At 70.7% G+C, this 23,504-nt stretch carries 21 protein-coding genes and 1 riboswitch; of the genes, 14 read left to right on the top strand and 7 right to left on the bottom strand.

Features of this window, described 5'->3' with window-relative positions; genetic code table 11:
• Window positions 1–227: 227 nt before the first annotated feature.
• Window positions 228–2,906, bottom strand: coding sequence for an aconitate hydratase AcnA (gene acnA, locus R0146_RS12745; protein WP_317690229.1), 2,679 nt, complete (start codon window positions 2,904–2,906; stop codon window positions 228–230).
• 151 nt (window positions 2,907–3,057) lie between these two features.
• Window positions 3,058–3,169, top strand: a riboswitch (TPP riboswitch).
• Here acnA and thiC point away from each other — a divergent pair.
• From thiC to R0146_RS12685, 12 genes are all read left to right on the top strand, one after another.
• Window positions 3,160–4,857 (top strand): phosphomethylpyrimidine synthase ThiC, encoded by a 1,698-nt coding sequence (gene thiC / locus R0146_RS12740; RefSeq protein ID WP_317690227.1) that lies wholly within the window; start codon window positions 3,160–3,162, stop codon window positions 4,855–4,857. Its footprint overlaps the riboswitch before it by 10 nt.
• A 181-nt stretch (window positions 4,858–5,038) precedes the next feature.
• A complete protein-coding gene (locus R0146_RS12735; protein WP_317690225.1) occupies window positions 5,039–5,497 on the top strand; it encodes an RrF2 family transcriptional regulator in 459 nt (152 codons plus the stop codon).
• Window positions 5,498–5,771: 274 nt separating this feature from the next.
• Window positions 5,772–6,317: an NADPH-dependent FMN reductase gene (gene ssuE / locus R0146_RS12730; RefSeq protein ID WP_317690223.1), complete on the top strand. Its 546-nt coding sequence runs from the start codon at window positions 5,772–5,774 to the stop codon at window positions 6,315–6,317.
• Between the two features lie 18 nt (window positions 6,318–6,335).
• A complete protein-coding gene (locus R0146_RS12725; RefSeq protein WP_317690222.1) occupies window positions 6,336–7,484 on the top strand; it encodes an LLM class flavin-dependent oxidoreductase in 1,149 nt (382 codons plus the stop codon).
• Window positions 7,485–7,492: 8 nt separating this feature from the next.
• On the top strand, window positions 7,493–8,719 hold the full coding sequence (locus R0146_RS12720; protein ID WP_317690221.1) for an SfnB family sulfur acquisition oxidoreductase: 1,227 nt from the start codon (window positions 7,493–7,495) through the stop codon (window positions 8,717–8,719).
• A 149-nt stretch (window positions 8,720–8,868) separates the two neighbouring features.
• Window positions 8,869–10,329 carry an LLM class flavin-dependent oxidoreductase gene (locus R0146_RS12715; RefSeq protein WP_317690219.1) on the top strand — a complete coding sequence of 487 codons (1,461 nt, stop codon included), beginning with the start codon at window positions 8,869–8,871 and terminating at the stop codon, window positions 10,327–10,329.
• A gap of 80 nt (window positions 10,330–10,409) precedes the next feature.
• Entirely contained in the window at window positions 10,410–11,720 is a 1,311-nt protein-coding gene (locus R0146_RS12710) for an acyl-CoA dehydrogenase family protein (protein ID WP_317690217.1), read from the top strand.
• Window positions 11,721–11,853: 133 nt separating this feature from the next.
• Window positions 11,854–13,101, top strand: a complete 1,248-nt coding sequence (locus tag R0146_RS12705; protein WP_317690216.1) for an acyl-CoA dehydrogenase family protein — start codon at window positions 11,854–11,856, stop codon at window positions 13,099–13,101.
• Between the two features lie 120 nt (window positions 13,102–13,221).
• Window positions 13,222–14,586: an NtaA/DmoA family FMN-dependent monooxygenase gene (locus tag R0146_RS12700; protein WP_317690214.1), complete on the top strand. Its 1,365-nt coding sequence runs from the start codon at window positions 13,222–13,224 to the stop codon at window positions 14,584–14,586.
• Between the two features lie 50 nt (window positions 14,587–14,636).
• Window positions 14,637–15,542 carry a MetQ/NlpA family ABC transporter substrate-binding protein gene (locus R0146_RS12695; protein ID WP_317690212.1) on the top strand — a complete coding sequence of 302 codons (906 nt, stop codon included), beginning with the start codon at window positions 14,637–14,639 and terminating at the stop codon, window positions 15,540–15,542.
• Between the two features lie 46 nt (window positions 15,543–15,588).
• A complete protein-coding gene (locus R0146_RS12690; RefSeq protein ID WP_317690211.1) occupies window positions 15,589–16,743 on the top strand; it encodes a methionine ABC transporter ATP-binding protein in 1,155 nt (384 codons plus the stop codon).
• Between the two features lie 14 nt (window positions 16,744–16,757).
• On the top strand, window positions 16,758–17,399 hold the full coding sequence (locus R0146_RS12685) for a methionine ABC transporter permease (RefSeq protein ID WP_411567154.1): 642 nt from the start codon (window positions 16,758–16,760) through the stop codon (window positions 17,397–17,399).
• Window positions 17,400–17,460: 61 nt separating this feature from the next.
• On the opposite strand, the gene R0146_RS12680 is transcribed toward R0146_RS12685, so the two are convergent.
• The 4 genes from R0146_RS12680 to R0146_RS12665 are packed head-to-tail and all read right to left on the bottom strand — an operon-like array spanning window position 17,461 to window position 20,495.
• A complete protein-coding gene (locus R0146_RS12680) occupies window positions 17,461–18,666 on the bottom strand; it encodes a class I SAM-dependent RNA methyltransferase (protein WP_317690209.1) in 1,206 nt (401 codons plus the stop codon).
• Window position 18,667: 1 nt separating this feature from the next.
• Window positions 18,668–19,561: a DUF3710 domain-containing protein gene (locus R0146_RS12675; RefSeq protein WP_317690208.1), complete on the bottom strand. Its 894-nt coding sequence runs from the start codon at window positions 19,559–19,561 to the stop codon at window positions 18,668–18,670.
• Complete coding sequence (dut, locus tag R0146_RS12670) at window positions 19,558–20,055, bottom strand: dUTP diphosphatase (protein WP_317690207.1); 498 nt, start codon at window positions 20,053–20,055, stop codon at window positions 19,558–19,560. Before dut ends, R0146_RS12675 begins: the two co-directional genes overlap by 4 nt.
• On the bottom strand, window positions 20,052–20,495 hold the full coding sequence (locus tag R0146_RS12665) for a DUF3093 domain-containing protein (protein ID WP_317690206.1): 444 nt from the start codon (window positions 20,493–20,495) through the stop codon (window positions 20,052–20,054). The genes dut and R0146_RS12665 overlap by 4 nt, the downstream gene beginning before the upstream one ends.
• Window positions 20,496–20,579: 84 nt before the next feature.
• Between R0146_RS12665 and R0146_RS12660 the strand changes: the two genes are divergently transcribed.
• The gene (locus R0146_RS12660; RefSeq protein ID WP_317690204.1) at window positions 20,580–20,867 is read left to right on the top strand and encodes a DUF4235 domain-containing protein; all 288 of its coding nucleotides are present in this window, start codon (window positions 20,580–20,582) and stop codon (window positions 20,865–20,867) included.
• 113 nt (window positions 20,868–20,980) lie between these two features.
• Here R0146_RS12660 and R0146_RS12655 read toward each other — a convergent pair whose 3' ends face one another.
• Together R0146_RS12655 and R0146_RS12650 are read right to left on the bottom strand one after the other, a co-directional pair.
• Window positions 20,981–21,283: a DUF4193 domain-containing protein gene (locus R0146_RS12655; protein WP_317690203.1), complete on the bottom strand. Its 303-nt coding sequence runs from the start codon at window positions 21,281–21,283 to the stop codon at window positions 20,981–20,983.
• A 171-nt stretch (window positions 21,284–21,454) separates the two neighbouring features.
• Window positions 21,455–22,504 (bottom strand): ferrochelatase, encoded by a 1,050-nt coding sequence (locus R0146_RS12650; RefSeq protein ID WP_317690202.1) that lies wholly within the window; start codon window positions 22,502–22,504, stop codon window positions 21,455–21,457.
• 14 nt (window positions 22,505–22,518) lie between these two features.
• Here R0146_RS12650 and sepH point away from each other — a divergent pair, with 14 nt between their 5' ends.
• Window positions 22,519–23,472, top strand: coding sequence for a septation protein SepH (gene sepH / locus R0146_RS12645; RefSeq protein WP_317690200.1), 954 nt, complete (start codon window positions 22,519–22,521; stop codon window positions 23,470–23,472).
• Window positions 23,473–23,504 lie beyond the last annotated feature (32 nt).

Here is a 23,504-nt window from a genome sequence, read left to right as displayed (position 1 = left end):
CGATCCGGCACGCTGCTCACCGGAAACGTTCCCGCGGGAACGCCCGGGGGGTCCACGACGACGGTGTCGGCGCCGTACGACGGACCGCCGGCGCCCCCGGAGGACGACTGGCTGAGCCCCGACAGACGGCCGGGGCCGGCCGGGTGGTCTCCCACCCGACCGGCCCCGGTCGCCACGATCACTGCGGATCCGGTCGCCTGACCAGGCGCCCGATCAGCACTGCCGGATCAGGCAGCGGCCTTCATGTGGCGCAGCACGTACTGCAGGATGCCGCCGTTGCGGTAGTAGTCGGCCTCGCCGGGGGTGTCGATGCGGACGACGGCCTCGAACTCGACGACCGAGCCGTCGGGACGGGTGGCGGTCACGTGCACCGTCTTCGGGGTGACACCGTTGTTGAGCTCGTCGACACCGGAGATGTCGAAGATCTCCTCACCGGTCAGGCCCAGCGACTCGTGCGACTCGCCGGCCGGGAACTGCAGCGGGAGAACGCCCATGCCGATCAGGTTCGAGCGGTGGATGCGCTCGTACGACTCGACGATGACGGCCTTGACGCCCAGCAGCATGGTGCCCTTGGCGGCCCAGTCACGCGAGGAACCGGAGCCGTACTCCTTGCCGCCCAGGACGACCAATGGAGTGCCGGCGGCGCGGTAGGCCTCCGACGCGTCGAACACGGTGGTCACCGGGCCCTCGGCCTGGGTGAAGTCGCGGGTGAAGCCGCCCTCGGTGCCGGGGGCGACCTGGTTGCGCAGCCGGATGTTGGCGAAGGTGCCGCGGATCATCACCTCGTGGTTGCCACGACGGGAACCGTACGAGTTGAAGTCCTTGCGCTCCACCCCGTGACCGGCGAGGTACTTGCCCGCCGGGGAGTCGGCCTTGATGTTGCCGGCCGGCGAGATGTGGTCGGTGGTCACCGAGTCGCCGAGCTTCAGCAGGACGCGGGCGCCCTTGATGTCGCCGACCGGCTCGGGGGTCTCCGGCATGCCGTCGAAGTAGGGGGCCTTGCGGACGTAGGTGGAGTCCTGGTCCCAGGTGAAGGTCTTTCCCTCGGGGGTGGGCAGTGCGCGCCAGCGCTCGTCGCCCTTGAAGACGTCGGCGTAGTCCTTGGTGAACATCTCCGGGGAGATCGAGGAGGCGACGACTTCGTCGATCTCGGCCTGGGTCGGCCAGATGTCGCGCAGGTAGACGTCGTTGCAGTCCTTGTCACGGCCGAGCGGCTCGTTGTTCAGGTCGATGTCCATGGTGCCGGCCAGGGCGTACGCGATGACCAGCATCGGCGAGGCGAGGTAGTTCATCTTCACGTCGGGGCTGATCCGGCCCTCGAAGTTGCGGTTGCCGGAGAGCACCGCGGTGACCGCCATGTCGTTGTCGTTGACGGCCGCCGAGACCTCGGGGATCAGCGGGCCGGTGTTGCCGATGCAGGTGGTGCAGCCGTAGCCGACGGTGTTGAACTTCAGCGTGTCGAGGTACTGCTGGAGCCCGGACTTCTCGTAGTAGTCGGTGACGACCTGCGAGCCCGGGGCGACCGAGGTCTTCACCCACGGCTTCGGCGCCAGGCCCTTCTCGACGGCCTTCTTGGCCACCAGCGCCGCCCCGAGCATGACCGACGGGTTGGAGGTGTTGGTGCAGGACGTGATCGCCGCGACGGTCACCGCACCGTTCGGCAGCTCGAAGGAGGTGCCGTCGGCCAGGGTGACCGGCACGGTGGCCTTCGGGTCCTCGGTGTAGGAGGGCACCGTCGCCTCGAACTTGGCCTTGGCCTCGGACAGCAGGATGCGGTCCTGCGGGCGCTTCGGGCCGGAGATCGACGGGACGACCGTCGACAGGTCCAGCTCGAGGTACTCGGAGTACTTGGCCTCGTGGGTGGTGTCGAGCCACAGACCCTGGGTCTTGGCGTACGCCTCGACGAGGGCGATCTGGTCCTCGGAGCGGCCGGTCAGACGCAGGTAGTCGATGGTGTGGTCGTCGATCGGGAAGACGGCGATGGTGGAGCCGTACTCCGGCGACATGTTGCCGATGGTGGCGCGGTTGGCGAGCGGGATGGAGGCGAGGCCCTCACCGTAGAACTCGACGAACTTGCCGACCACACCGTGCTTGCGGAGCATGTCGGTGATGGTGAGGACGAGGTCGGTGGCGGTGACGCCCTCGTTGAGCGCACCGGTCAGCTTGAAGCCGACGACGCGCGGGATGAGCATGGAGACCGGCTGGCCGAGCATGGCGGCCTCGGCTTCGATGCCGCCCACACCCCAGCCGACGACGCCGAGGCCGTTGACCATGGTGGTGTGGGAGTCGGTGCCGACGCAGGTGTCGGGGTAGGCCTGCAGGACGCCGTCGACCTCACGGGGGAAGACCACCCGGGCGAGGTTCTCGATGTTGACCTGGTGCACGATGCCGGTGCCCGGGGGGACGACCTTGAAGTCGTCGAAGGCGGTCTGGCCCCAGCGGAGGAACTGGTAGCGCTCGCGGTTGCGCTGGTACTCGACGTCGACGTTCTGGGCGAAGGCCTCGGGGGTGCCGAAGTGCTCGACGATCACGGAGTGGTCGATCACCATCTCCGCCGGGGAGAGCGGGTTGACCTTGGCCGGGTCGCCGCCGAGGTCGGTGATCGCCTCGCGCATGGTCGCCAGGTCCACGACGCACGGCACGCCGGTGAAGTCCTGCATGATCACGCGGGCCGGGGTGAACTGGATCTCCTTGCTCGGCTGGGCGTCCGGATCCCACGCCGCGAGGGCCTTGATGTCCTCGGCGGTGATGTTGGCGCCGTCCTCGGTGCGCAGCAGGTTCTCCAGCAGGACCTTCAGGGAGTACGGAAGGTGCGCGGAACCCTCTACCGCGTCCAGGCGAAAGATCTCGTAGTTCGTGCCGTTGACCTCCAGGCCGGCCTTGGCACCCAGGCTGTTGACGCTCATGTACGCTCCCTCGACAGGTTTCTCTTGACGTCAAGATATCACGGTTCCCGTGCAAGTCCGATCCAACCACGAGACCAGGGCGCGCGCAGGCGTCCCGGCAATCCCGTCCCGCGGTCCGGTCGACACCTCGACCTCTCGTAGGCTGAAGGGCACAACACTGTGCGGGAGCTCCACGGCAGGGGCTGAGAGGACGTCGGCAACGGGCGTCGACCGCTGAACCTGCCCGGGTAATGCCGGCGAAGGGAGTCACATCATGGGCGACGCCCATTCCACCGCTGCCGCCGTCAGCGACATCACCATCGGTCCCGTACGGGGCAGTCGGAAGACCTGCCTCGAGGCGAGTGGTCCGGCCGGAGAGCGCCTGCGCGTCCCGGCCCGCCGGATCGAGCTGACCAACGGTGAGCATCTCGACGTGTACGACACCTCGGGGCCGTACACGCGCTACCAGGGTCCGGGCGAGGTGCACGACCTCGCGGTGGGCCTGCCCCGCCTGCGCGACGACTGGTCGCGACCGGAGGCCGTCCCGGCCGATCCCGCCGACCCCGCCTCTCCCCCGGTACGCACCCAGCTCGCCTGGGCCCGCAACGGGGTGACCACCCCGGAGATGGCCTTCGTCGCGGCGCGCGAGGGGCTGCCGGTCGAGCTCGTACGCTCCGAAGTGGCGGCGGGCCGGGCCGTCATCCCGGCCAATCACCGTCACCCCGAGGCCGAGCCGATGGTGATCGGCAAGCGGTTCGCGGTGAAGGTCAACGCGAACATCGGCAACTCGGTCGTCCGCAGCTCGATCGCCGACGAGGTGGAGAAGATGGTGTGGGCCACCCGTTGGGGCGCCGACACGATCATGGACCTGTCCACCGGGCGCGACATCCACCTCACCCGGGAGTGGATCCTGCGCAACTCGCCGGTGCCGGTCGGCACCGTGCCGATCTACCAGGCCCTGGAGAAGGTCGACGGCGACCCGACCGCCCTCACCTGGGAGCTCTACCGCGAGACGGTGATCGAACAGGCCGAGCAGGGCGTCGACTACATGACGGTGCACGCCGGAGTGCTGCTGCGGCACGTCCCGCTGGCCGCCCGCCGGGTCACCGGGATCGTCTCCCGCGGCGGGTCGATCATGGCGGCGTGGTGCCTGGCGCACCACACCGAGTCGTTCCTCTACACCCACTTCACCGAGCTGTGCGACATCCTCGCGGCGTACGACATCACCTTCTCTCTCGGCGACGGGCTGCGTCCCGGGTCGATCGCCGACGCCAACGACGAGGCCCAGTTCGCCGAACTGCGGACGTTGGGTGAACTCACTCGGATCGCGAAGGCACGGGGCGTCCAGGTGATGATCGAGGGCCCCGGACACGTCCCGCTGGACAAGATCGTCGAGAACGTACGCCGCGAGGAGGAGTGGTGTGACGAGGCGCCGTTCTACACACTCGGCCCGTTGGCAACCGACATCGCCCCGGGCTACGACCACATCACCTCGGCGATCGGGGCGGCGATGATCGCCCAGGCGGGCACGGCGATGCTGTGCTACGTCACCCCCAAGGAGCACCTCGGGCTGCCTGACCGCGACGACGTGAAGGTCGGCGTGATCACGTACAAGATCGCCGCCCACTCGGCCGACCTGGCCAAGGGGCACCCCGGCGCACAGGCCCGCGACGACGCCCTGTCGCGGGCACGATTCGAGTTCCGCTGGGAGGATCAGTTCAACCTCGGACTCGACCCCGACACCGCGGTGGAGTTCCACGACGAGACGCTGCCGGCCGCGCCGGCCAAGAGCGCACACTTCTGTTCGATGTGCGGGCCGAAGTTCTGCTCGATGCGGATCAGCCAGGACGTCCGTGACTACGCCGAGAGCCACGGACTGACGTCGGTCGAGGCGATCGAAGCGGGCATGGCGCAGAAGTCGGCGGAGTTCCTCGACCACGGGGCGCAGGTCTACCTACCGGTGGCCGACTGACCCGTGCGGAGCGTACGTGGGCCGGCCCGACGACGGAACGCGGCCCACGTACGCCTCCGGCCGGCATCGCCGCGTCGGTCCGACAGGAGAATGTCCGAGCCGCCTCTCCGCCCGCCAGGATCGAGGCTCCCGCCGGACAGCGCATCCCCCGGACGATGAGCCGGTCAACTACTATGCGGCTGTGAACCTCTCTGCGCGCACCGAGTACGCCGTCCGCGCGATGGTGCACCTGTCGACCGCCGATCCGGCCGAGCCGATCACCCTGGACTCCGTCGCCCAGCAGGAGGACCTGCCCCGCAAGTTCATGGAGGCGATCTTCGCCGACCTGCGCCGAGCCGGTCTGATCACCAGCTTGCGCGGCTCCCGCGGCGGCTACTTCCTCGGGCGCGGCGCCGACACGATCACGATCGGCGACATCATGCGCGCCGTGGACGGCCCCCTCTGGGAGGTCCGGGGCCTGCGCCCGCAGGACACCGAGTACCGCGGCGCCACCGAGCACCTACCCACACTGTGGGTCGCCGTCCGGGCGTCGCTGCGGGCGGTCCTCGACTCGACCACGCTCGCGCAACTGACCAGCGGCGACTTCAACCAACTGGTCACCGACCTGACCACTGACGGGGACGCCTGGGCGAACCACTGAGGACCACCTCCACCCTGATGCCTGGGCGGAACCACTGAGCCTCGCCCCCACCTGACACCTGGGCGAACCACCGAGCCTCAGCTCTACCCTGCGTGCCACCTCTACCCCTGCGTGCCACCTCTACCCCTGCGTGCCGCGACCCGGCACAGCCGACCGCATCCACACACCGATTTCACCTCTTATTCCTACATCTTTACTGATGTATTGACTCACCTTATTGTTCCCGCTAGCGTCGAGGTCACGAAGCCCACCGCCTCCCTCGAAAGGGCGCCCCATGACCCAGCTGCTCACCGTCTCCGGCAGTCCGTCGGCCACCTCCCGCGGAAACGCCCTCGCCCGGCTCGTCGGCACCCAGCTGACCGGCGAAGGCCACCACGTGGACCACCTCTCCGTCCGGGACCTGCCGGCCGACGCGCTGCTGCACGCCGACTTCGGAGATCCGGCCATCCGGGCGAGCCAAGACGCAGTCGCCGGGGCCGACGGCCTGGTCATCGTCACACCGGTCTACAAGGCCTCCTTCTCCGGAGCCCTCAAGGCCTGGCTGGACCTGCTGCCGCAGGCGGCGCTCGACGGCAAGACCGTGCTGCCACTGGCGACCAGCGGCTCACTCGCCCACGCTCTGGCCCTCGACTACGCCCTGCGGCCGGTACTCCAGGCCCTCGGCGCCCGCCACGTCGTGCAGAGCCACCTCGTCACCGACACCCAGATCACGGTCCAGCCGGACGGCACCGTACGCCTGCACGAATCGGCCGTCGAACGGCTCGACGCCGCCGTCGAGGCGTTCTCCGCCGCCCTGCCGTACGTCTCCGCCGCCGCCTGACACCGAGAGGACCCCACCATGCTCGACATCAACTGGTTCCTGCCGACCTACGGAGACTCCCGCGGGATCGTCGGCGGCGGCCACGGGCAGCCGGCCCGGACCGCCTCGAAGGATCGCCCGGCCACCCTCAGCTACTTGTCCCGGATCGCCACCGCCGCCGACGACCTGGGCTTCGAGGGCCTGCTCGTGCCGACCGGCGCCTGGTGCGAGGACGCCTGGGTGACGGCCGCCATGCTCGCGGGCATCACCGAGCGGATCAAGTTCCTGATCGCCCTACGGCCCGGGGCGATCAGCCCTACCCTCGCCGCCCAGATGGCCGCCACCTTCCAGTGGCAGTCCGGGGGGCGGCTGCTGCTCAACGTGGTCACCGGCGGCGAGTCGCACGAACAGCGGGCCTACGGCGACCACGAGGACAAGGCGAGCCGGTACGCCCGCTGCGACGAGTTCCTGCGGATCGTGCACCAGCTCTGGGAGTCCGACCAGCCGGTCAGCTTCCGGGGCGCGTACTTCGACATCGAGGACGCCACCCTGCAGCGCCGGCCCGACCCGCGGCCACCGCTCTATTTCGGCGGATCCTCCGGGCCGGCGGGGCCTGTCTTCGCCGACAACTGCGACGTCTACCTGACCTGGGGCGAACCGCCCGCGGCGGTGCGGCGCAAGGTCGAGTGGATCCGTGGTCTCGCGGAGGAACGGGGCCGCACCGTGGAGTTCGGCATCCGGCTGCACGTGATCACCCGGGACACCTCGGCGGCGGCGTGGGCCGAGGCCCAGCGGCTGCTCGACGGTGTCTCCCCCGAGCAGATCGCCCGGGTGCAGGCAGGGCTCCGACGCTCCGAGTCCGAGGGACAGCGACGGATGCTGGACCTCAACCAGGGCACCAAGGACGGACTCGAGGTCTCCCCCAACCTGTGGGCGGGCGTCGGACTCGTCCGCGGCGGCGCCGGCACGGCGCTCGTCGGGTCGCACACCGAGGTCGCGGACCGACTCGAGGAGTACGCCGAGCTGGGCCTGACGAAGTTCGTGCTGAGCGGCTACCCGCATCTCGAGGAGGCCTACTGGTTCGGTGAGGGTGTCCTGCCGATCCTCGAGGAGCGCGGCCTGTGGAAGCACCCCGGCCGGGCCGGCGCCGCACCGGTCAGCCATGTACCGTTCGCTGCGGCGCTCTGAGCCCGGACATGACGACGACCGACATCCCGCCGAGGACCGGACAGGACGCGCCGACCGTTCCCGTCCTCGATGCGGACAGCGCACGGACGATCGCCCGGGGCCTCGCGGCGACGTACACGGACGGGGCGGCGCACCGTGACCTCCACCGGGAGCTCCCGGCAACGGAGATCGAGTCCCTGAGCGCCAGCGGCCTCCTGGCGCTGGGAGTCCCGACAGCCTTCGGCGGCCCCGGCGCCAGCGCCGCGACCGTGGCCGAGGTGCTCCGGATCCTGGCCACCGCCGATCCGAACATCGCCCAGATCCCTCACTCCCACTTCGTGTACCTCAACCTGGTGCGACTTGCCGCGCCACGAGACCTGCAGGAGGAGATCTTCTCCGCCGTGTTGCAGGGAGCCCGGCTCGGCAACGCCCAGTCCGAACTCGGTGGTCCGACCGCTCTCTCGGTCACCACCCGGCTCAGCCCGGACGCCGCCGGCGGCTACCGGCTGACCGGCCGCAAGGGCTACGCCACCGGCGCCTTGTTCGCGACCTGGATCCCGGTACTCGCCGGCCTGGCCGACACCGATGAACAGGTGGTCGCCTTCGTGCCTCGCGACGCCCCGGGCGTGACCGTGATCGACGACTGGGACGGCATCGGCCAGCGCACCACGGCCAGCGGCCAGGTGCACCTCGAGGACGTCGCCGTGCCCGCCCACCGGGTGATCAGCCGCGCTCGTGCAGTGTCCGGACCGTACGGCTACGGGGCGTACGCCCAGTTGTTGCACGGCGCCATTGACGCCGGGATCGCGGAGGGGGCACTGGCCGAGGCGGCGGCGTTCGTCCGGACGACGGCGCGCCCGCATCACGAGGCCGCGGTGGCACGCGCCGTCGACGACCCCCTCACCATCCAGCGGGTGGGCGAGCTCGAGGTGCGACTCCGCGCCGCCACGGCCCAACTGCGAGTGGCCGCCGAGGCGGTCGACGCCGTGCAGGCGACCCCGGACGAAGACCTGGCCACCGAGGCGACCCTGGCGGTCGCGGCACTCAAGATCCTCGCCACCGAGGCGGCCCTGGCGGCGGCCGAGGGCGGCTTGGAGATCTCCGGCACCCGCGCCGCGGGACGTACGTACGACTATGACCGGCACTGGCGCAACGCCCGCACCCACACGCTGCACGACCCGGTGCGCTGGAAGTACCAGCACCTCGGCAGACACCGGCTCACCGGCGAACGACCGCCACGCACCGGGACGCTGTGATCGCGCTCGGCCTCGCGTTCGCCCGCCGCAGCCGTCCAGCGGTCCTCCGCCCAGCACCGCCCTGCCCAGAACCACCTGCCCCAGCAGCACCCGTCCCCATCAGCACCTGCCGGCCCGCCGACACCTGATCCACCACGACAGAGGCCCCGATGACCGACCGACCCGCCCGGACCCCCGGGCGCGAGATCCTCTTCAACGCGTTCGACATGAACTGCGTCGCCCATCAGTCCCCCGGCCTGTGGCGTCATCCCGACGACCGGGCCCGTACGTACACCACCCTCGGCTACTGGACCGACCTGGCCCGCACCCTCGAGCGGGGCCTGTTCGACGGCCTCTTCCTCGCCGATGTCCTCGGCACGTACGACGTGTACGGGGCGACCAACGAGGGTCCGCTGCGGACCGGCGCCCAGGTCCCGGTCAACGATCCGATCCTGCTGGTCTCGGCCATGGCAGCGGTCACCGAGCACCTCGGCTTCGGGGTGACGGCGGGCACGGCGTACGAGCACCCCTACCCGTTCGCCCGGCGCCTGGCGACCCTCGACCATCTCACCGAGGGCCGGGTCGGGTGGAACGTCGTCACCGGCTATCTCCCCTCCGCGGCACAGAACCTGGGTCACCGCGACCAGATGTCCCACGACGAGCGCTACGACCATGCCGACGAGTACCTCGAGGTGATCTACAAGCTGCTCGAGGGCTCCTGGGAGGACGACGCGGTGCTCGACGACGGCGAGAAGGGGTTCGTCGACCCGGCGAAGGTCCACGCGATCAACCACCACGGCCGCTGGTTCGACGTGCCCGGCATCGCGATCACCGAGCCGAGCCCACAGCGGATGCCGGTCGTCTACCAGGCAGGCACCTCGCCACGGGGCGTGACATTCGCCGGCGAGAACGCGGAGGCCGTCTTCATCAGCTCACCGACCGTCGGCATCATGCGCGACAGCGTCCGGAAGGTCCGGGCCGCCGCCCTGGCGGCCGGACGGGACCCGCAGGCCATCCGGGTCTTCGCCATGAACACGATCATCACGGCCGCGACCGATGAGGAGGCGTGGGCGAAGTTCGAGGAGTACCGCCGCTACGCCGATCCGGAGGGTGCGCTGGTGCTGCTGTCCGGATGGACCGGGGTCGACCTGTCACGGTTCGACCTGGACGAGCCGGTCGGCAACGTGGAGTCCAACGCCATCCGGTCGGCGGTGGAGACCATCCTCGGCGCCCGGCGGGAGGACGGCCGTCCGTGGACGGTCCGGGACTTCAGCGAGTACATCGGTGTGGGCGGATTCGGACCGATCCTCGTCGGCTCGGGAGCCACCGTGGCCCGCAGGCTGGCTGCGCTGCAGGACGAGACCGACGTCGACGGCTTCAACCTGGCGTACGCCATCACGCCCGGCACGTTCGAGGACATCGTCGAGTTCGTGGTGCCGGAGCTGCAGAAGCTCGGGCGCTACAAGACCGCCTACACCCCCGGAACGCTGCGTCACAAGCTGTTCGGACGCGGCGACCGGCTGCCGACGGAGCATCGCGGCAGCCGGTTCCGGATCGGCGGCGACCTGTCCACCGCCTCGGACCGCCTGGAGTCGATCACCTCCCAGCTCGCCGGGATCGCCCGACCCTGACCCACCCGGTCCCGACCGCTCCCGACCAGCGGGTCCGCCCCGCTGAGGCTCCCACCCTCTTCCCACCCCTGGAGAACCCCATGACCGCACAGCTCCGCCGCCTCACCGGCCCCGCCCCTCGCCCCGCGCTGCTGGCCGCGGCACAGCGCCTGATCCCGGTGTTCAACGAGCTCGCCGCCGGCGCCGTCGCCCGGGAAGCCGACCACGTGATCGACCACGACGCGATCGACCGGCTCCGCGCCGCCGGCTACACCACCCTGCGGATCCCGACGGAGTTCGGCGGGGCCGGCCTCGGACTGGCGGAGTTCTACCCCTTCGTCATCGAGCTCGGCACCGCCGATCCCAACCTGGTGCAGGCCCTGCGGGCCCATCTGCTGTGCGTCGAACAGCTTCTGGTCGCTCCGCAGGACGAACGACGCGCCCGGTGGTTGCACCGGATCGGGGCCGGAGCGGTGGTCGGCAACGCCGTCACCGAGGTCGACAACCGGGCCGGTCAGGTCACCACCCGGGTGTCCCACGACGGCGACGCCTACCGGCTGGACGGAACGAAGTACTACAGCACCGGAAGTCTGTACGCCGACTGGATCCAGGTCCATGCCGAGGACGAGGAGGGGCGCAGCGTGTGGGCCTTCGTCCCGTCGGACGCGCCCGGCGTCACGATGACGGACGACTGGGACGGCTTCGGCCAGCGACTGACGGCGTCCGGCACGACAGTCTTCACCGGCGTCCCGGTCGCCGCCGACGAGGTCGTGCCGAGCCCCTACAGCACGGCGGCGAGCCACGCCCAGGCGCTGGCCCAGTCCGTCCACCTGGCCAACCTCGCCGGGATCGCACAGTCGATCGTCCGCGACGCCACGGCGTACGTGGCCGGCCGGACCCGTTCCTACAGCCACGCGAACACCCCATTGCCGCGACACGACCCCCAGGTGCAACAGGTCATCGGCGAGCTGTCGGCCGCCGCGTACGCGGCGCGCGCGGTCTTCCTGGCGTTCGTCGACGAGTTGGCCGAGGTCCAGCACCGCGTGGCGGCGGGCATCGCGACCGACGACGACTACACGGCGATCGACATCAGCGCCTACCAGGCCCAGCTCGCCATCGCGCCGAGTGTGCTGCGCGCCGCGACCCAGCTGTTCGAGGTCGGCGGCGCCTCGCAGACCAGCAGGGCGCGCGGACTGGACCGGCACTGGCGCAACGCGCGGGTCCTGGCCCAACACAACCCGCTCATCTACCGTGCCCGGCTCGCCGGATCGCACCTGCTCAACGGCGGCCATCGCGCCGTCCAGTACACGGTCGGGACCGCCCCCGGTGCGGGCGCGGCTGCGGCTACGGCTACGACCAGCAGCAGCGCTGCGGCCGCCGCCCCGGACAGCGGGTTCCCGGTCGGCAGCTGACCACCCTGCCGGTCGGGTGCGGGCCACGCCCCGTCCCGCCGCTGCTTCCACCACAAGCCCGCTCCACCACAAGCCCACTCCACCGGAAACCCCGCCATCCGAAGCCCCTGCTCCGCCCGAAAGTGAGACCCCGATGACCGAGATCCTGCAGACCCCGCTCACCACCGACCAGCTGCGGGCGCACTTCGCGCCGGTGCTGGCGCGCATCCACGCCGGTGCGGTCGACCGGGAACGGGACCGGACCCTGCCGTTCGACGAGATCCGTGAGCTGGCCGCCGTCGGCTTCGGCCGGCTGAGGATCCCGGCCGACCGGGGTGGCTTCGGCGCCTCCTTCGAGCAGCTCGTCGAGGTGCTGATCGACGTCGCGACCGCCGACAGCAACATCGCCCAGGCACTGCGCGGCCACATCGGATTCGTCGAGGACGTGCTGGTGTCGCCGGACGCGGACTTCCGGGCGTTCTGGATCCAGGAGATCGCGGCCGGAGCCCTGGTCGGCAACGCGGAGACGGAGAAGACCGGCAACTACGGCAATCCCTCCACCCGGGTGGTCGAGACCGACGGCCGATTCCTGCTGAGCGGCACAAAGTACTACACCACCGGGACCCTCTACTCCGACTGGACACGGGTCACCGCGGAGTTGGTCGGCGCGGACGGCGACACCACCCTGATCCATCTCGCGGCCAGGACGGACGACCCGGGTGTCACCACCGTGGACGACTGGGACGGTTTCGGGCAGCGGCTCACTGCCTCGGGCACCACGACCTTCGTCGACGTGCCGGTCGACCCCCGGTTCTTCGTGCCGCTCGGCAGCCAACAGACCCTCATCTGGCCGATCTACCAGATCGACCTGCTGGCGGGCCTGGTCGGCATCGCCGAGGCGGCGACGGCCGAGATCATCGCTTTCCTCCGGCAGAAGGGCCGCAACGCCTGGAACCCGACCGTCGCCCCCACCCAGGACCCGGCCGCCCTGCACGCTGTGGGCTCCGTCCGGGGCCGCACCGGCCTGGTGCGCGCCGCCGTCGTCGAGGCGGCCCGTCGGATCGGCAGCGCCCTCGACCAGCACCAGGCCGGGCACCTGGACGAGGCCGTCTTCGATGACGTCGATGCGTACGTCGCGCAGTTGTGGCCGGTCGTCATCGAGGACGTCCTGCGGATCACCTCCGAGATCTTCGAGGTCGGCGGCGCCTCGGCGACGGCCAGCGGACGGCAGCTGGACCGGCTGTGGCGCAACGCCCGCACGATCGGCTCGAACAACCCCGGCTTCCACCAGACCCTGGCCGTGGGCGACCACGCGCTGAACGGCGTCCCGGTGAGCGCCTTCATCCACAATGCGCTGGCCCCGATCCCACCGGTCCTGACGGCCCCGGCGCCCACCGCCTGACCGCCCACCCGCCTGACCGTGCGGTGGCCGCACCTGAGCGGTGCGGCCAGCCACCCACCGTCGTACGGACGACGCCCGCACCGTACGGCCCCACTCCGATCCCGCCGACAGGACCTCCCGATGGCCGACCACCCTCTCGCCTTCAACGCCTTCCTGATGAACACTCCCAGCCACATCCACCACGGACAGTGGCGTCACCCCGACGCGCACCAGGTCGAGTTCAACGACCTGCGGTTCTGGGTCGATCTGGCCCGTACGCTCGAGCAGGGTCTCTTCGACGCGATGTTCTTCGCCGACGTCACCGGCCTCTACGGGCCTGCGGACGGCCGATTCGCCGACAACGTGACCGAGGGTCTGCAGATCCCGTCCAACGACCCCGCGGTGCTGCTCAGCGCGCTGGCGCTGGCCACCGAGCACATCGGCCTGGCCTACACGTCGAACATCATGCAGAACCCGCCGTTCAACTTCGCCCGGCAGATCTCCACCCTCGACCACCTCACCGGTGGACGGGTGGCCTGGAACATCGTCACCTCCACCCAGGAGAACGCGGCGCGCAACTTCGACCTGCCCGGCCTGGTGGACCACGACGCTCGCTATGACTGGGCCGATGAGTACCTCGACGTGCTCTACAAGCTCTGGGAGGGATCCTGGGACGAGGACGCGGTCGTGCTGGATCGGGTGGGCAATCGTTACGCCGACCCGGCGAAGGTGCACAAGATCCACCACCGCAGTGCGCGGTACAGCGTCGAGGGGCCGCATCTGGTCGCACCGTCGCCGCAGCGCACTCCGCTGCTCTTCCAGGCGGGCGGATCAGCTCGGGGCATCGCCTTCGCGGCTCGTCATGCCGAGGCCGTCTTCATCACCACTCCGGATCCTGACGTCGCCCGGGAGCACATCGCCACCACGCGACGCCTGGCCACCGAGCTGGGCCGACGGCCCGACGACCTGCGCTTCTTCCAGGGCCTGACCTTCGTCGTCGGCGAGGATCAGGCCGAGGTCGAGGCCAAGTTGGCCGACTACGAGGCGTACGCGTCGGTCCTCGGCTACCAGCTGCACACCGCCCTCGGGACACTGCCGGACGGCTCGCACCTGCCCGACGACACCCCGCTGCGGGCGATCGCCAACAACGGCGGGCGCGGGCACGTCGACTGGGTGAGCGCGACCGTCGACGGCCGCGAACCCACCCTGGGCGACCTGGTGAACAGCCGGGTGCGCCGCGGACTGGTCAGCGGCACCCCCGAGCAGATCGCCGACGTCCTCGCCGACTACCGCGACGCCGGCGTGGACGGCATCAACGTCATCAACTGGCGCCTGCCCGGCACGTACGAGGAGTTCAACCGCCTGCTGCTGCCCACGCTCCAGCGTCGTGGCCTGGCCAAGCTGGCGTACGCGCCGGGCACCCTGCGCCACAGGATCTTCGGGACCGACCGGCTCCCCGATCGCCACCCGGCCGCCCGCTACCGCGGCGCGTACGCCGGCAACTGACCGCCCCCACTCCCACCGGGAAACACCCGAGAAGAACAGGAAGAGAAACCATGCCCAAGCCCATCGCCCTGCTGAAGGCCGCCGTCGTCGCCGTGTCCCTGGCGCTGCTCACCGCCTGCAGCGCCGGGAACGCCACCGAGCCCAAGGCCGCGGGCCTGCCCACCGACCTGAAGACCGTCAGGATCGGCGTCTCCGACGGAGCGGAGCCCTACTGGCAGGTCTACGCCCGCGCCGTGAAAGAGCAGACCGGCGTCACCGTCGAGTTCCAGAACTTCTCCGACTACAACCAGCCCAATCCGGCGCTGGACCAGAAGCAGCTCGACCTCAACGAGTTCCAGCACCTGCAGTACCTGGCCACGTACAACGTGAAGAACGGCAAGTCCCTCCAGCCGATCGGCTCGACCGCCATCTACCCGCTGCCGCTGTACTCGAAGAAGCACCACAGTCTCGCCGAGATCCCCAGCGGGGGGCAGATCGCCGTGCCCAACGACCCGACCAACCTGTCGCGCTCCCTCGTCGTCCTGGAGCAGGCGGGCCTGATCACGGTCAGGGGCGGCGCCAATTCGACCTCCACGCCGGCCGAGATCGACCCGTCGGCCTCCCGGGTGAAGGTCGTCCCGGTCGACGCCAAGGTCACCGCCCAGAACCTCGACTCGCTGGACGGCGCCATCGTGAACAACAACTACGCCACGGCGGCCAGCCTCTCCCAGGACCTCATCCTCGCGAAGGACGACCCGACCGCCGAGGCCTCCGCGGCGTACCTCAACGCTTTCGTGGCGCGACCGGAGGACAAGGACAACCCGACCCTGCTGAAGATCGCGGCGATCTACCACGATCCGACGGTCCAGGAAGCCGTCCGCAAGGATTTGGGGTCCGGAACCTTCCTCAAGGAGGACCCGGCCGCCCTCCAGGCCAGCCTGGCGACGATCCAGCAGCGCATCGCATCCAAGCAGTGACGCGCACTCCCGCGATCTCCGACTCCTCTGCCCCGGAAGGACCCCTGTGACGGCCATCGTCAGCCTTCGTCACGTCTCCAGGACGTTCACGCCCCAACGGCGCTCCTCGACCGCCGCTGCGGTCACTGCTGTCGACGACGTCAGTCTCGACATCGAGGCCGGTAGCGTGACCGGGATCATCGGGTATTCCGGGGCCGGGAAGTCGACGCTCGTCCGGCTGATCAACGCCCTCGAACTGCCCGACAGCGGTGTGGTGGAGGTCGGCGGGCGCGAGGTGACGTCGCTGACCGAGCGGGAGCTGCGGCGCCTGCGCTCGTCCATCGGCATGGTCTTCCAGCAGTTCAACCTGTTGGGATCGCGAACGGTCGAGCAGAACGTGGAGTACCCGCTGCGGATCGCCGGCTGGGACAGGGCCGAGCGATCCCGCCGGGTCGCCGAACTGCTCGCCTACGTCGGCATGTCCGGGGCAGCACACCGGTTCCCCGGGCAGCTGTCGGGCGGCCAGAAGCAACGGGTCGGGATCGCCCGGGCACTCGCCACCCGGCCGTCCCTCCTGCTGGCCGACGAGGCCACCAGTGCCCTGGACCCGAACACCACCACGGAGGTCCTCGAGCTGCTGCAGCGGGTGAACCGCGACACGGGCACCACGATCGTCGTGATCACCCACGAGATGCACGTCGTACGCTCGATCTGCGACACCGTCGCCGTGATGGAACACGGCCGCCTGCTCGACCACGGCCCGGTCTACGACGTCTTCGCCCACCCCCGGTTCCCGGAGACCCGACGCTTCATCGAGTCCACGATCCAGGACGCACCGACCCCGGCCACGATCGACCGGCTCCGGGCCCACCATCCCGGCACGTTCGTGACGGTGTCCATCGTCGACTCCGCTGCCGCGTCCGCCGGCCCGTCCGCGCAGCAGCAGGTGCTCGAGACGCTGGCGCGCCACCGGAGCGTGAGCAGCGGCGTCGTCTTCGGCTCGGTGGTCGAGATCACCGAGCGCCCGTACGGGTCACTGACCTATGCACTCGACGGGCCACCCGACGCGGTCCGTGCACTGGTCGACGACCTAGCGGCGAGCACCAGCGTGACGGTCTGGCCGGCCGTGACGCCCGACGCTGATGCGGCGCCACCACGACCGGGCGGCACCGCTCTCGTCGCCACGCCTGACCGCCTCGAGGTGAAGGGCGGACGACGATGATCGACTGGACCGTCATGGGACCGCTCCTGGGGCAGTCCGTGGCGCAGACCCTGCAGATGGTGTCCCTGACGATGCTGATCGGGGCGGTGGTCGGGACCCTCATCGGGATCCTGCTCTACGCCACCAGACCGGGCAACCTGCTGGAGCACCGGGTGCTGTTCGCCGCTGTCAACCTGCTGGTCAACGTCGTGCGGCCGATCCCGTTCGTCATCTTCATCTCCCTGGTGCAACCGTTGTCACTCGCGCTGACGGGTCGCTCGGTGGGAACGCAAGCGGCGATCCTCCCGATGACCCTGATGGCCTCGGTCGTGGTCGGCCGCATCGTCGAACAGAACCTCGTCGGGATCGACGCCGGGCTGGTCGAGGCCGCCCGGGCGATGGGCGCCTCCCGGACCAGGGTGCTGCTCGACGTGGTGGTCAGGGAGTCCACTGGGCCCCTGGTCCTCGGCTACACCTTCGTCTTCATCGGTGTGGTCGACATGTCCGCGGTCGCCGGCTACATCGGTGGCGGCGGCCTCGGGGACCTGGCGATCACCTACGGCTACCAGCAGTTCAACTACGCCGTCACCCTGCTCGCGGTCGTGGTGATCATCGTGATCGTCCAGCTCGCCCAGGTGATCGGCAACCGACTGGCGCACCGGGTGATGCACCACTGAGCCCTGGCCGGCTCAGCCGAACCGCAGCGGCTGGGCCGGTGCAGGCCAGCACGTCACCGGTTCAGGCCGGCACGCAGGTGGCCACACACTCCACGTGATGGGTGTTGGGGAACAGGTCGAACGCCCGCAGCGACGCCAGCTCGTAGCCCTGTCGGCGGAGCCGGCCCAGGTCGCGGCCCAGCGCCGCCGGATCGCAGGCGACGTAGGCGATGGCCCGCGGATTGCGGTCGGCGACCGCATCGATGACGTCCTTGCCGGCGCCGGTCCGCGGCGGATCCAGGACCACCAGGTCGGTGGCCCGGGGCATCCGGCGCAGCAGCCGGTCGACCCGGCCGGCGGTGAACCGTGCCGTCGGGACGTTGGTCTGGGCCAGCTCGATCGCCCGCCGGTCGACCTCGACGCCCCACATCTGCACCCCTGCGTCGGAGAGCGCCCCGGCGAAGAGTCCCACACCACAGTAAAGGTCGAAGCCCCGCTCGCCGGCGACCGGCGCCAGCGCCTCCATCACCGCATCCACCAGGGTGTCCGCGGCGTACGGATGGACCTGCCAGAAGCCGTCGGCGTCCACCCGCCAGTCGCGCCCGGCGGCCCGCTCCACGAGATCGCGGGGGCCGTCGGTGACGATGCCGTCGACGAGCACCGTGCTGGCTCCGGTGGCCGCGGTGACCACCCGCAACGCGTGGTCGTCGTCGCCGTCAAGGCCAGCGGCCAGCAGCTGCGGATCAGGCTGGGCGGAGACGGCCAGCGGACAGCCTCCCGCGGGCACCTCGACCAGGTCGTTGCTGCGGTGGATCCGCATCATCGCGCGGCCGTCGCGAGCGACGTACGCCATCCGGGTGCGCCAGCCGAAAGCACCGCCGGGCAGCGGCTCGACCTCGACGTCGGTCTCGATCCCGGCGAGGTGGGCCAGTTGTTCGCGGATCACCGCGGCCTTCAGCTGCCGCTGGGTCGCCGGGTCGGCATGCTGGAGGTCGCAGCCGCCGCACTGTCCGGGTCCGGCGACCGGGCAGCGGGGCGTCACCCGCCCCGGGGCGGCCCGGAGGATCTCGACGGCGTCGCCGCGCCAGAACCGGTCGTGCGTGGTGTCGGTCAGCATCACCCGGACCGATTCGCCGGGCAGGGTGTGGCGGACGAAGATGACCCGACCGTCGAGCCGGGCGACACAGTGGCCGCCGTGGGCGACCGGGCCGACGTCGACCGGTCCGACGATGCTGCCGACCTCCGGGGCGTTGCCGACCCCGAGCGTGCTGACGGTGTCCTCCGCCATGTCAGCCCTGGATCGCGGTCGACTGGCCGCTCGGATCGGGCAGCGTACGTCGATCGTCCTCGGTCGGCGCCTCCGGCTGGGCCGGGGTCTCGGCCTGGGTGGCCGAACGGATCTGTTCGTCGAGTTCCGGCGGCAGGGTCAGCGCCATGATGCTGCCGGGGGGCATCGGCAGGTCGCCGCGGCGGACAACGGTGTCGCGCAGCACCTCGCGCAGTTCGGCGGTGACCGCCTCGTCGGCGTAGTCGATGGCGGCCCGGCCGTAGACGACCGCCCGGAGCGCCCAGCGCGGTCCCTCGATCATCAGCATCCGGGTCGGCTGCAGGCCCTGCTGGCCGTCCGGGGTGGCCACCGGCATCATCCGGCGGACCTCGACCCCGAACGGCCCCTCGGCCAGTTCGGCGGTGCCGCCCTGCTGGCGGGCCAGCTGGGCGACCTCCTGGCGGACGTCGGCCCACAGTCCCCCGCTGCGTGGTGCCGCGTAGACGCTCAGCTCCATCGCCGACTCGCCGTGCAACAGCAGCACCGCGGTCGCACGGGCCGAACTCTGCTCGACCTGGAACCGCACCTCCATGCCGTCGATCGGCGTGATGACCATCGCCCCGAGGTCCATCCGGCCCACCGGATCGCCCTCCAGGTCGACCTCGTCGATGTCGAAGGGGCCGTCCTGGCGCCAGTCGCGGGCGTCCACCGCCACCCACGGATCATCCGGCGCGGCGCCACGCCAATCGGTGGCGGCCTCGTCGGTGGCGGCGGTGCCGGATCCGTCAGTGCCCGCGGCGCCCGGCCCGGCGAGGTCAGCGGTGCTCGATCCGTCGGTGTCGGCGGTGGGGTCCGGGCGCTCCTCCTCCGGGTCCGCACCGTGGTCGCGGGCCTTGCGCTTGCGTCCGAAGATCATGCGTTCTCCTGTCGTGCGGACGACCGGGTGCCGGTCGAACCGTGTCCATCGGTGCCCCGTTCCGAGGTCGGCAGTTCGTCGACCTCGGTGAACGCGGCGCGCAGCACCGGCTGGATCACCAGCTGCGCGATGCGGTCACCGCGACGGATCCGGATCGTACGATGCCGGTCGGTGTTGATCAGGCACACCTTGACCTCACCACGATATCCGGCATCCACCGTACCCGGGCTGTTGACGATGCTGAGCCCCTCCCTGGCCGCCAGCCCGGACCGCGGGTGGACGAAGGCGGCGGTGCCCGGCGGGATCGCCAGGGCGATGCCGGTGCCGACCAGGCTGCGCTCCCCCGGGGCCAGTTCCACGTCCTCGGCGGCGTGCAGGTCGGCGCCCGCATCGAGTGCCCGGGCGTACGTCGGCAACGGGAGGTCGGGGTCCAGCCGGACGATCCGGACCGCGACCGTACGCTCCTCCGCGGTCTGCCCCTCCGCCGGGCTCATCGGTGCGCCGCCCGCCGGATCGCATCGGCGAGTTCCTCGGGGTGGCGCGAACTCACCAGCCAGTACGGGTGCGGGTCGGCCGGATCGGCCAGCGTCACCTCGACCACCCGACGGATGTAGGGCCGGACCACCAGGAAGGCGCGATGATCCGCACCGGCCCCCATCCGGTCCCGCGACTCGTCGGCGCTCAGGGCGCGCGCCTCCGCGACGTACGGCCACTCCAGCAGATTGCGGCCCGCCCGCAGTCCGTCCGGCTCGACCGCCACCCGGGCACTGCCCGCGGCCGCGGCGCCGACGGCGAGGGCCACCAGCGCGAGCGTGATGGCCCCGGCGATCCCCGGCGGCTGGTAGACGAAGTAGACCACCGCCACCGACAGGATCACCCCGGCGATCACCACGATCCACCACCACGACAGCAGGAGTCGTTCGCGATATGCCACGGACCTACCTAATCATCTCGTTGCCCCGGCACGGCACCGCCGCCCTAGGATGGACCCAACGCCCGCTCGTGTGAAGGGAACCCGATGGCCATCGCCGACGCTCTCGTGTACAAGGTCTACACCGCGGCCGCAGGCGCCGCGGCGACGGTGGTGACGCACAAGCTGCTCACCGCCGGATGGCGCTATGTCACCGGCGAGGAGCCGCCGGAGCCGACCGACCCGGAGGCCGACGCCACCGCGGCGATCCTGTGGGCGCTGGCCAGCGCTGCCGGACTGGCCGTCGCCCAGGTGGCGGCGCAGCGGATCGGCACCCGCTACCTGCTGTCCCGGGGTGCCCGGACCAAGCCGCACCGGATCGCCGTCAAGATCTGAGCGCAGCACGAAGGGCTCAGGTGTGATCACCTGAGCCCTTTCGGAGGCTGCCGCCGTGCCCGCCGACCCGATGTGTCTGCCGACCCGACGTGCACCGGCCACGGCCCGCGACGTCAGCCGCGGACGCAGTCGGTGCAGTAGATCAGATCGCCGTCGATCTTGGCGATCTGGGTGCGCTTGCGGACCAGGAAACAGCTCGCACAGGTGAACTCGTCCTGCTGCTTGGGCAGCACCTTGACGGTCAGTTCCTCATGGGAGAGGTCTGCGCCGGGGAGTTCGAACGACTCCGCGGCCGCCACCTCGTCCTCGTCCACGTTGCCCGACTGCTGGTCGTTGCGACGGTTCTTGAGGGCTTCGAGCGAGTCCTCGCTCACATCCTCCTCGTTCTTGCGAGGAGCGTCGTAATCAGTGGCCATTCCTGCCTTCCCCATCACGGCCCCTGCAGTCGTTGCGGGGCCACCTCGTGGACCAATACAGGGGCATTCATACCATGCCTGTCAAGTGCTGGGACCGGTCGGATTCGTCTCATCGCCCGGCCGCCACGACATCCGGTAGGACATCCTGGCGGACGAGCAGGTCGTCGTACGTCAGCGGGCCACGGAACGGGACGGGCGGACCGGCCGGGGGCAGCAGTCGACCGGGCAACCGGGCCCCGGGGCCACTGCGGTGGCGACCAGCCGGTCCACCAGGCCGGCGACGAACGCCGGATGCGTGCCGGCGGTGGCCGCCCGGCGCACCGCCAGTCCCAGCTCCCCCGCCGTGGCCGCCGCCTCCACGTCCAGGTCGTAGACGACCTCCATGTGGTCGCTGACGAAGCCGATCGGCGCGACCACGACCGCCTCCACGCCCTGGGCCGCCAGCGCCCGCAGGGCGTCGTTGACGTCCGGCTCCAGCCACGGCACCGAGGCCGGCCCCGACCGCGAGCAGTACCCGATGCCGTACGCCGGTCGGCTGCCGAGCTCGGCCTCCAGACCCGCCAGGATCCGCTCGGCGACCGTCTCCAGCGTCGCGACGTACGCCCCGCCGGTGTGTCCCTCGCGCTCCGGTGAGCCGGCCGGACCGGACGTGCGGGCCATCGCCACCGGGATGGAGTGGGTGACGAACAGCACGTACGGGTCGGGGTGTCCCTGTGCCACCAACGCGGCCCGCGCGGCCCGCACCGCGTCGAGGTTGGCGGTGCCGAACCCCTCCTCGAGGGCGTACGGCGCCACGGTGTCGACCTTCAGCCCCGGCGGGCAGTGCCGCTCGACGTCCTCCAGATACTGACGGCAGCCGGAGTAGGACGGGTAGGCGCTGGTCGTCAGGACCAGCACCCGGCGGGCGCCTCCTGCCGCGAGATCGGCAAGGACGTCCGCCACGTACGGCGCCCAATTCCGGTTGCCCCACGCCAGCGGCACGTCGATCCCGCGGCCGTCCAGCTCGGCACGCAGGGCGGCCAGCAGAGCACGGTTCTGGTCATTGATCGGGCTGCGGCCGCCGAACCGGCGGTAGTGACCGCCGACGACCTCCAACCGCTCGTCCGGGATGTCCTTGCCGCGGGTGACGTTGCGCAGGAACGGCACGACGTCCTCGGGACGCTCCGGTCCCCCGAAGGAGAGCAGCAGAACGGCGTCGTAGCGGGACAGCGGAGAGCTCACCCCGTGAGTTTAGGTTGAGGGTTGAGCCGGGTCGCCACCGTCCACGGGGTATCTTGGCCCGCATGGACAGCTCTTTGACACTGCGCGAGATCCAGGACCGCCTGCGGTCCGGGTCGAGTGTCGAGGAGGTCGCCCGGGAGGCCGGGGTGGAGCCCGCCGACCTCGCCGGCTACGCCGTCCCGATCCTGGCCGAGCGTGCTCACATCGCCGACCTGGCCCGGGAGACCAACGTACGTCGCGCCGGCGATTCGCCGGCCCATCGCGGGCTGGAGGCCGTCGTCACCGAACGGCTCCGCGCACTGGACCTCGACCCGCGGCAGGTGGCATGGTCCGCCGCCCGGGTGGAGCGCCGCCGCTGGCAGGTGATCGCCGAGCTGCCCGCCGACGACGGGGGCCGCCGGGCGGTCTTCAACTTCGACGTCGACGCGCGCTACTCGGTCGCCGCCAACGAGGACGCCCGCTGGATGCTCGGCGAGCAGCCGCTGCCGCCGCTCGATCTGGACACCGAGCCGACCCTCGAACTGACCGAGGAGCAGCGTCGTGCCCGGATGGCGCCGGAGGACGACTTCGACGAGGACTGGGACGACGACGGCCCGAACGAGATGGACACGCTCTACGAGATGATGAGCACCTACGAGGACACCCTGTCCGGCTACGAGGACACGCTCAGCATGCTCCGGGGCATCGACGGGGAACGCGAGGAGTACTCCGGTCCGCGCCTGGTGCCCGATCTCCCCGAGGACGACGGCGACGAGGACGTTCCGGAGGACGAGGATCTGCCGCGTCCCTCGAACCGGGGCGCGTCACGCTCCGGTGCGCAGCGCCGGTCCCGACCCGACAGCGAGCAACCACCGTTGATGGACCACGAGACCCCGCCGGCACCACGTCGCCGGACGTCACGCAAGCGGGCACACGTGCCGAGCTGGGACGAGATCGTCTTCGGCAGCGGTCCCGACCAGGATTCCTGACCGGACCGGCCGGTCAGTCCTCCCCCGGCAGG

Source organism: Raineyella sp. LH-20 (genome assembly GCF_033110965.1).
Lineage (GTDB): Bacteria > Actinomycetota > Actinomycetes > Propionibacteriales > Propionibacteriaceae > Raineyella.
This window is presented reverse-complemented; position numbering and strand designations above follow the sequence as displayed.

Excerpts from the sequence above, each read along its gene's own strand:
- acnA (WP_317690229.1), bottom strand. The coding sequence starts at position 2,906 with ATGAGCGTCAACAGCCTGGGTGCCAAGGCCGGCCTGGAGGTCAACGGC.
- thiC (WP_317690227.1), top strand. The coding sequence starts at position 3,160 with ATGGGCGACGCCCATTCCACCGCTGCCGCCGTCAGCGACATCACCATC.
- ssuE (WP_317690223.1), top strand. The coding sequence starts at position 5,772 with ATGACCCAGCTGCTCACCGTCTCCGGCAGTCCGTCGGCCACCTCCCGC.
- R0146_RS12725 (WP_317690222.1), top strand. The coding sequence starts at position 6,336 with ATGCTCGACATCAACTGGTTCCTGCCGACCTACGGAGACTCCCGCGGG.
- R0146_RS12720 (WP_317690221.1), top strand. The coding sequence starts at position 7,493 with ATGACGACGACCGACATCCCGCCGAGGACCGGACAGGACGCGCCGACC.
- R0146_RS12715 (WP_317690219.1), top strand. The coding sequence starts at position 8,869 with ATGACCGACCGACCCGCCCGGACCCCCGGGCGCGAGATCCTCTTCAAC.
- R0146_RS12710 (WP_317690217.1), top strand. The coding sequence starts at position 10,410 with ATGACCGCACAGCTCCGCCGCCTCACCGGCCCCGCCCCTCGCCCCGCG.
- R0146_RS12705 (WP_317690216.1), top strand. The coding sequence starts at position 11,854 with ATGACCGAGATCCTGCAGACCCCGCTCACCACCGACCAGCTGCGGGCG.
- R0146_RS12700 (WP_317690214.1), top strand. The coding sequence starts at position 13,222 with ATGGCCGACCACCCTCTCGCCTTCAACGCCTTCCTGATGAACACTCCC.
- R0146_RS12695 (WP_317690212.1), top strand. The coding sequence starts at position 14,637 with ATGCCCAAGCCCATCGCCCTGCTGAAGGCCGCCGTCGTCGCCGTGTCC.
- R0146_RS12685 (WP_411567154.1), top strand. The coding sequence starts at position 16,758 with ATGGGACCGCTCCTGGGGCAGTCCGTGGCGCAGACCCTGCAGATGGTG.
- R0146_RS12680 (WP_317690209.1), bottom strand. The coding sequence starts at position 18,666 with ATGGCGGAGGACACCGTCAGCACGCTCGGGGTCGGCAACGCCCCGGAG.
- R0146_RS12675 (WP_317690208.1), bottom strand. The coding sequence starts at position 19,561 with ATGATCTTCGGACGCAAGCGCAAGGCCCGCGACCACGGTGCGGACCCG.
- dut (WP_317690207.1), bottom strand. The coding sequence starts at position 20,055 with ATGAGCCCGGCGGAGGGGCAGACCGCGGAGGAGCGTACGGTCGCGGTC.
- R0146_RS12660 (WP_317690204.1), top strand. The coding sequence starts at position 20,580 with ATGGCCATCGCCGACGCTCTCGTGTACAAGGTCTACACCGCGGCCGCA.
- R0146_RS12655 (WP_317690203.1), bottom strand. The coding sequence starts at position 21,283 with ATGGCCACTGATTACGACGCTCCTCGCAAGAACGAGGAGGATGTGAGC.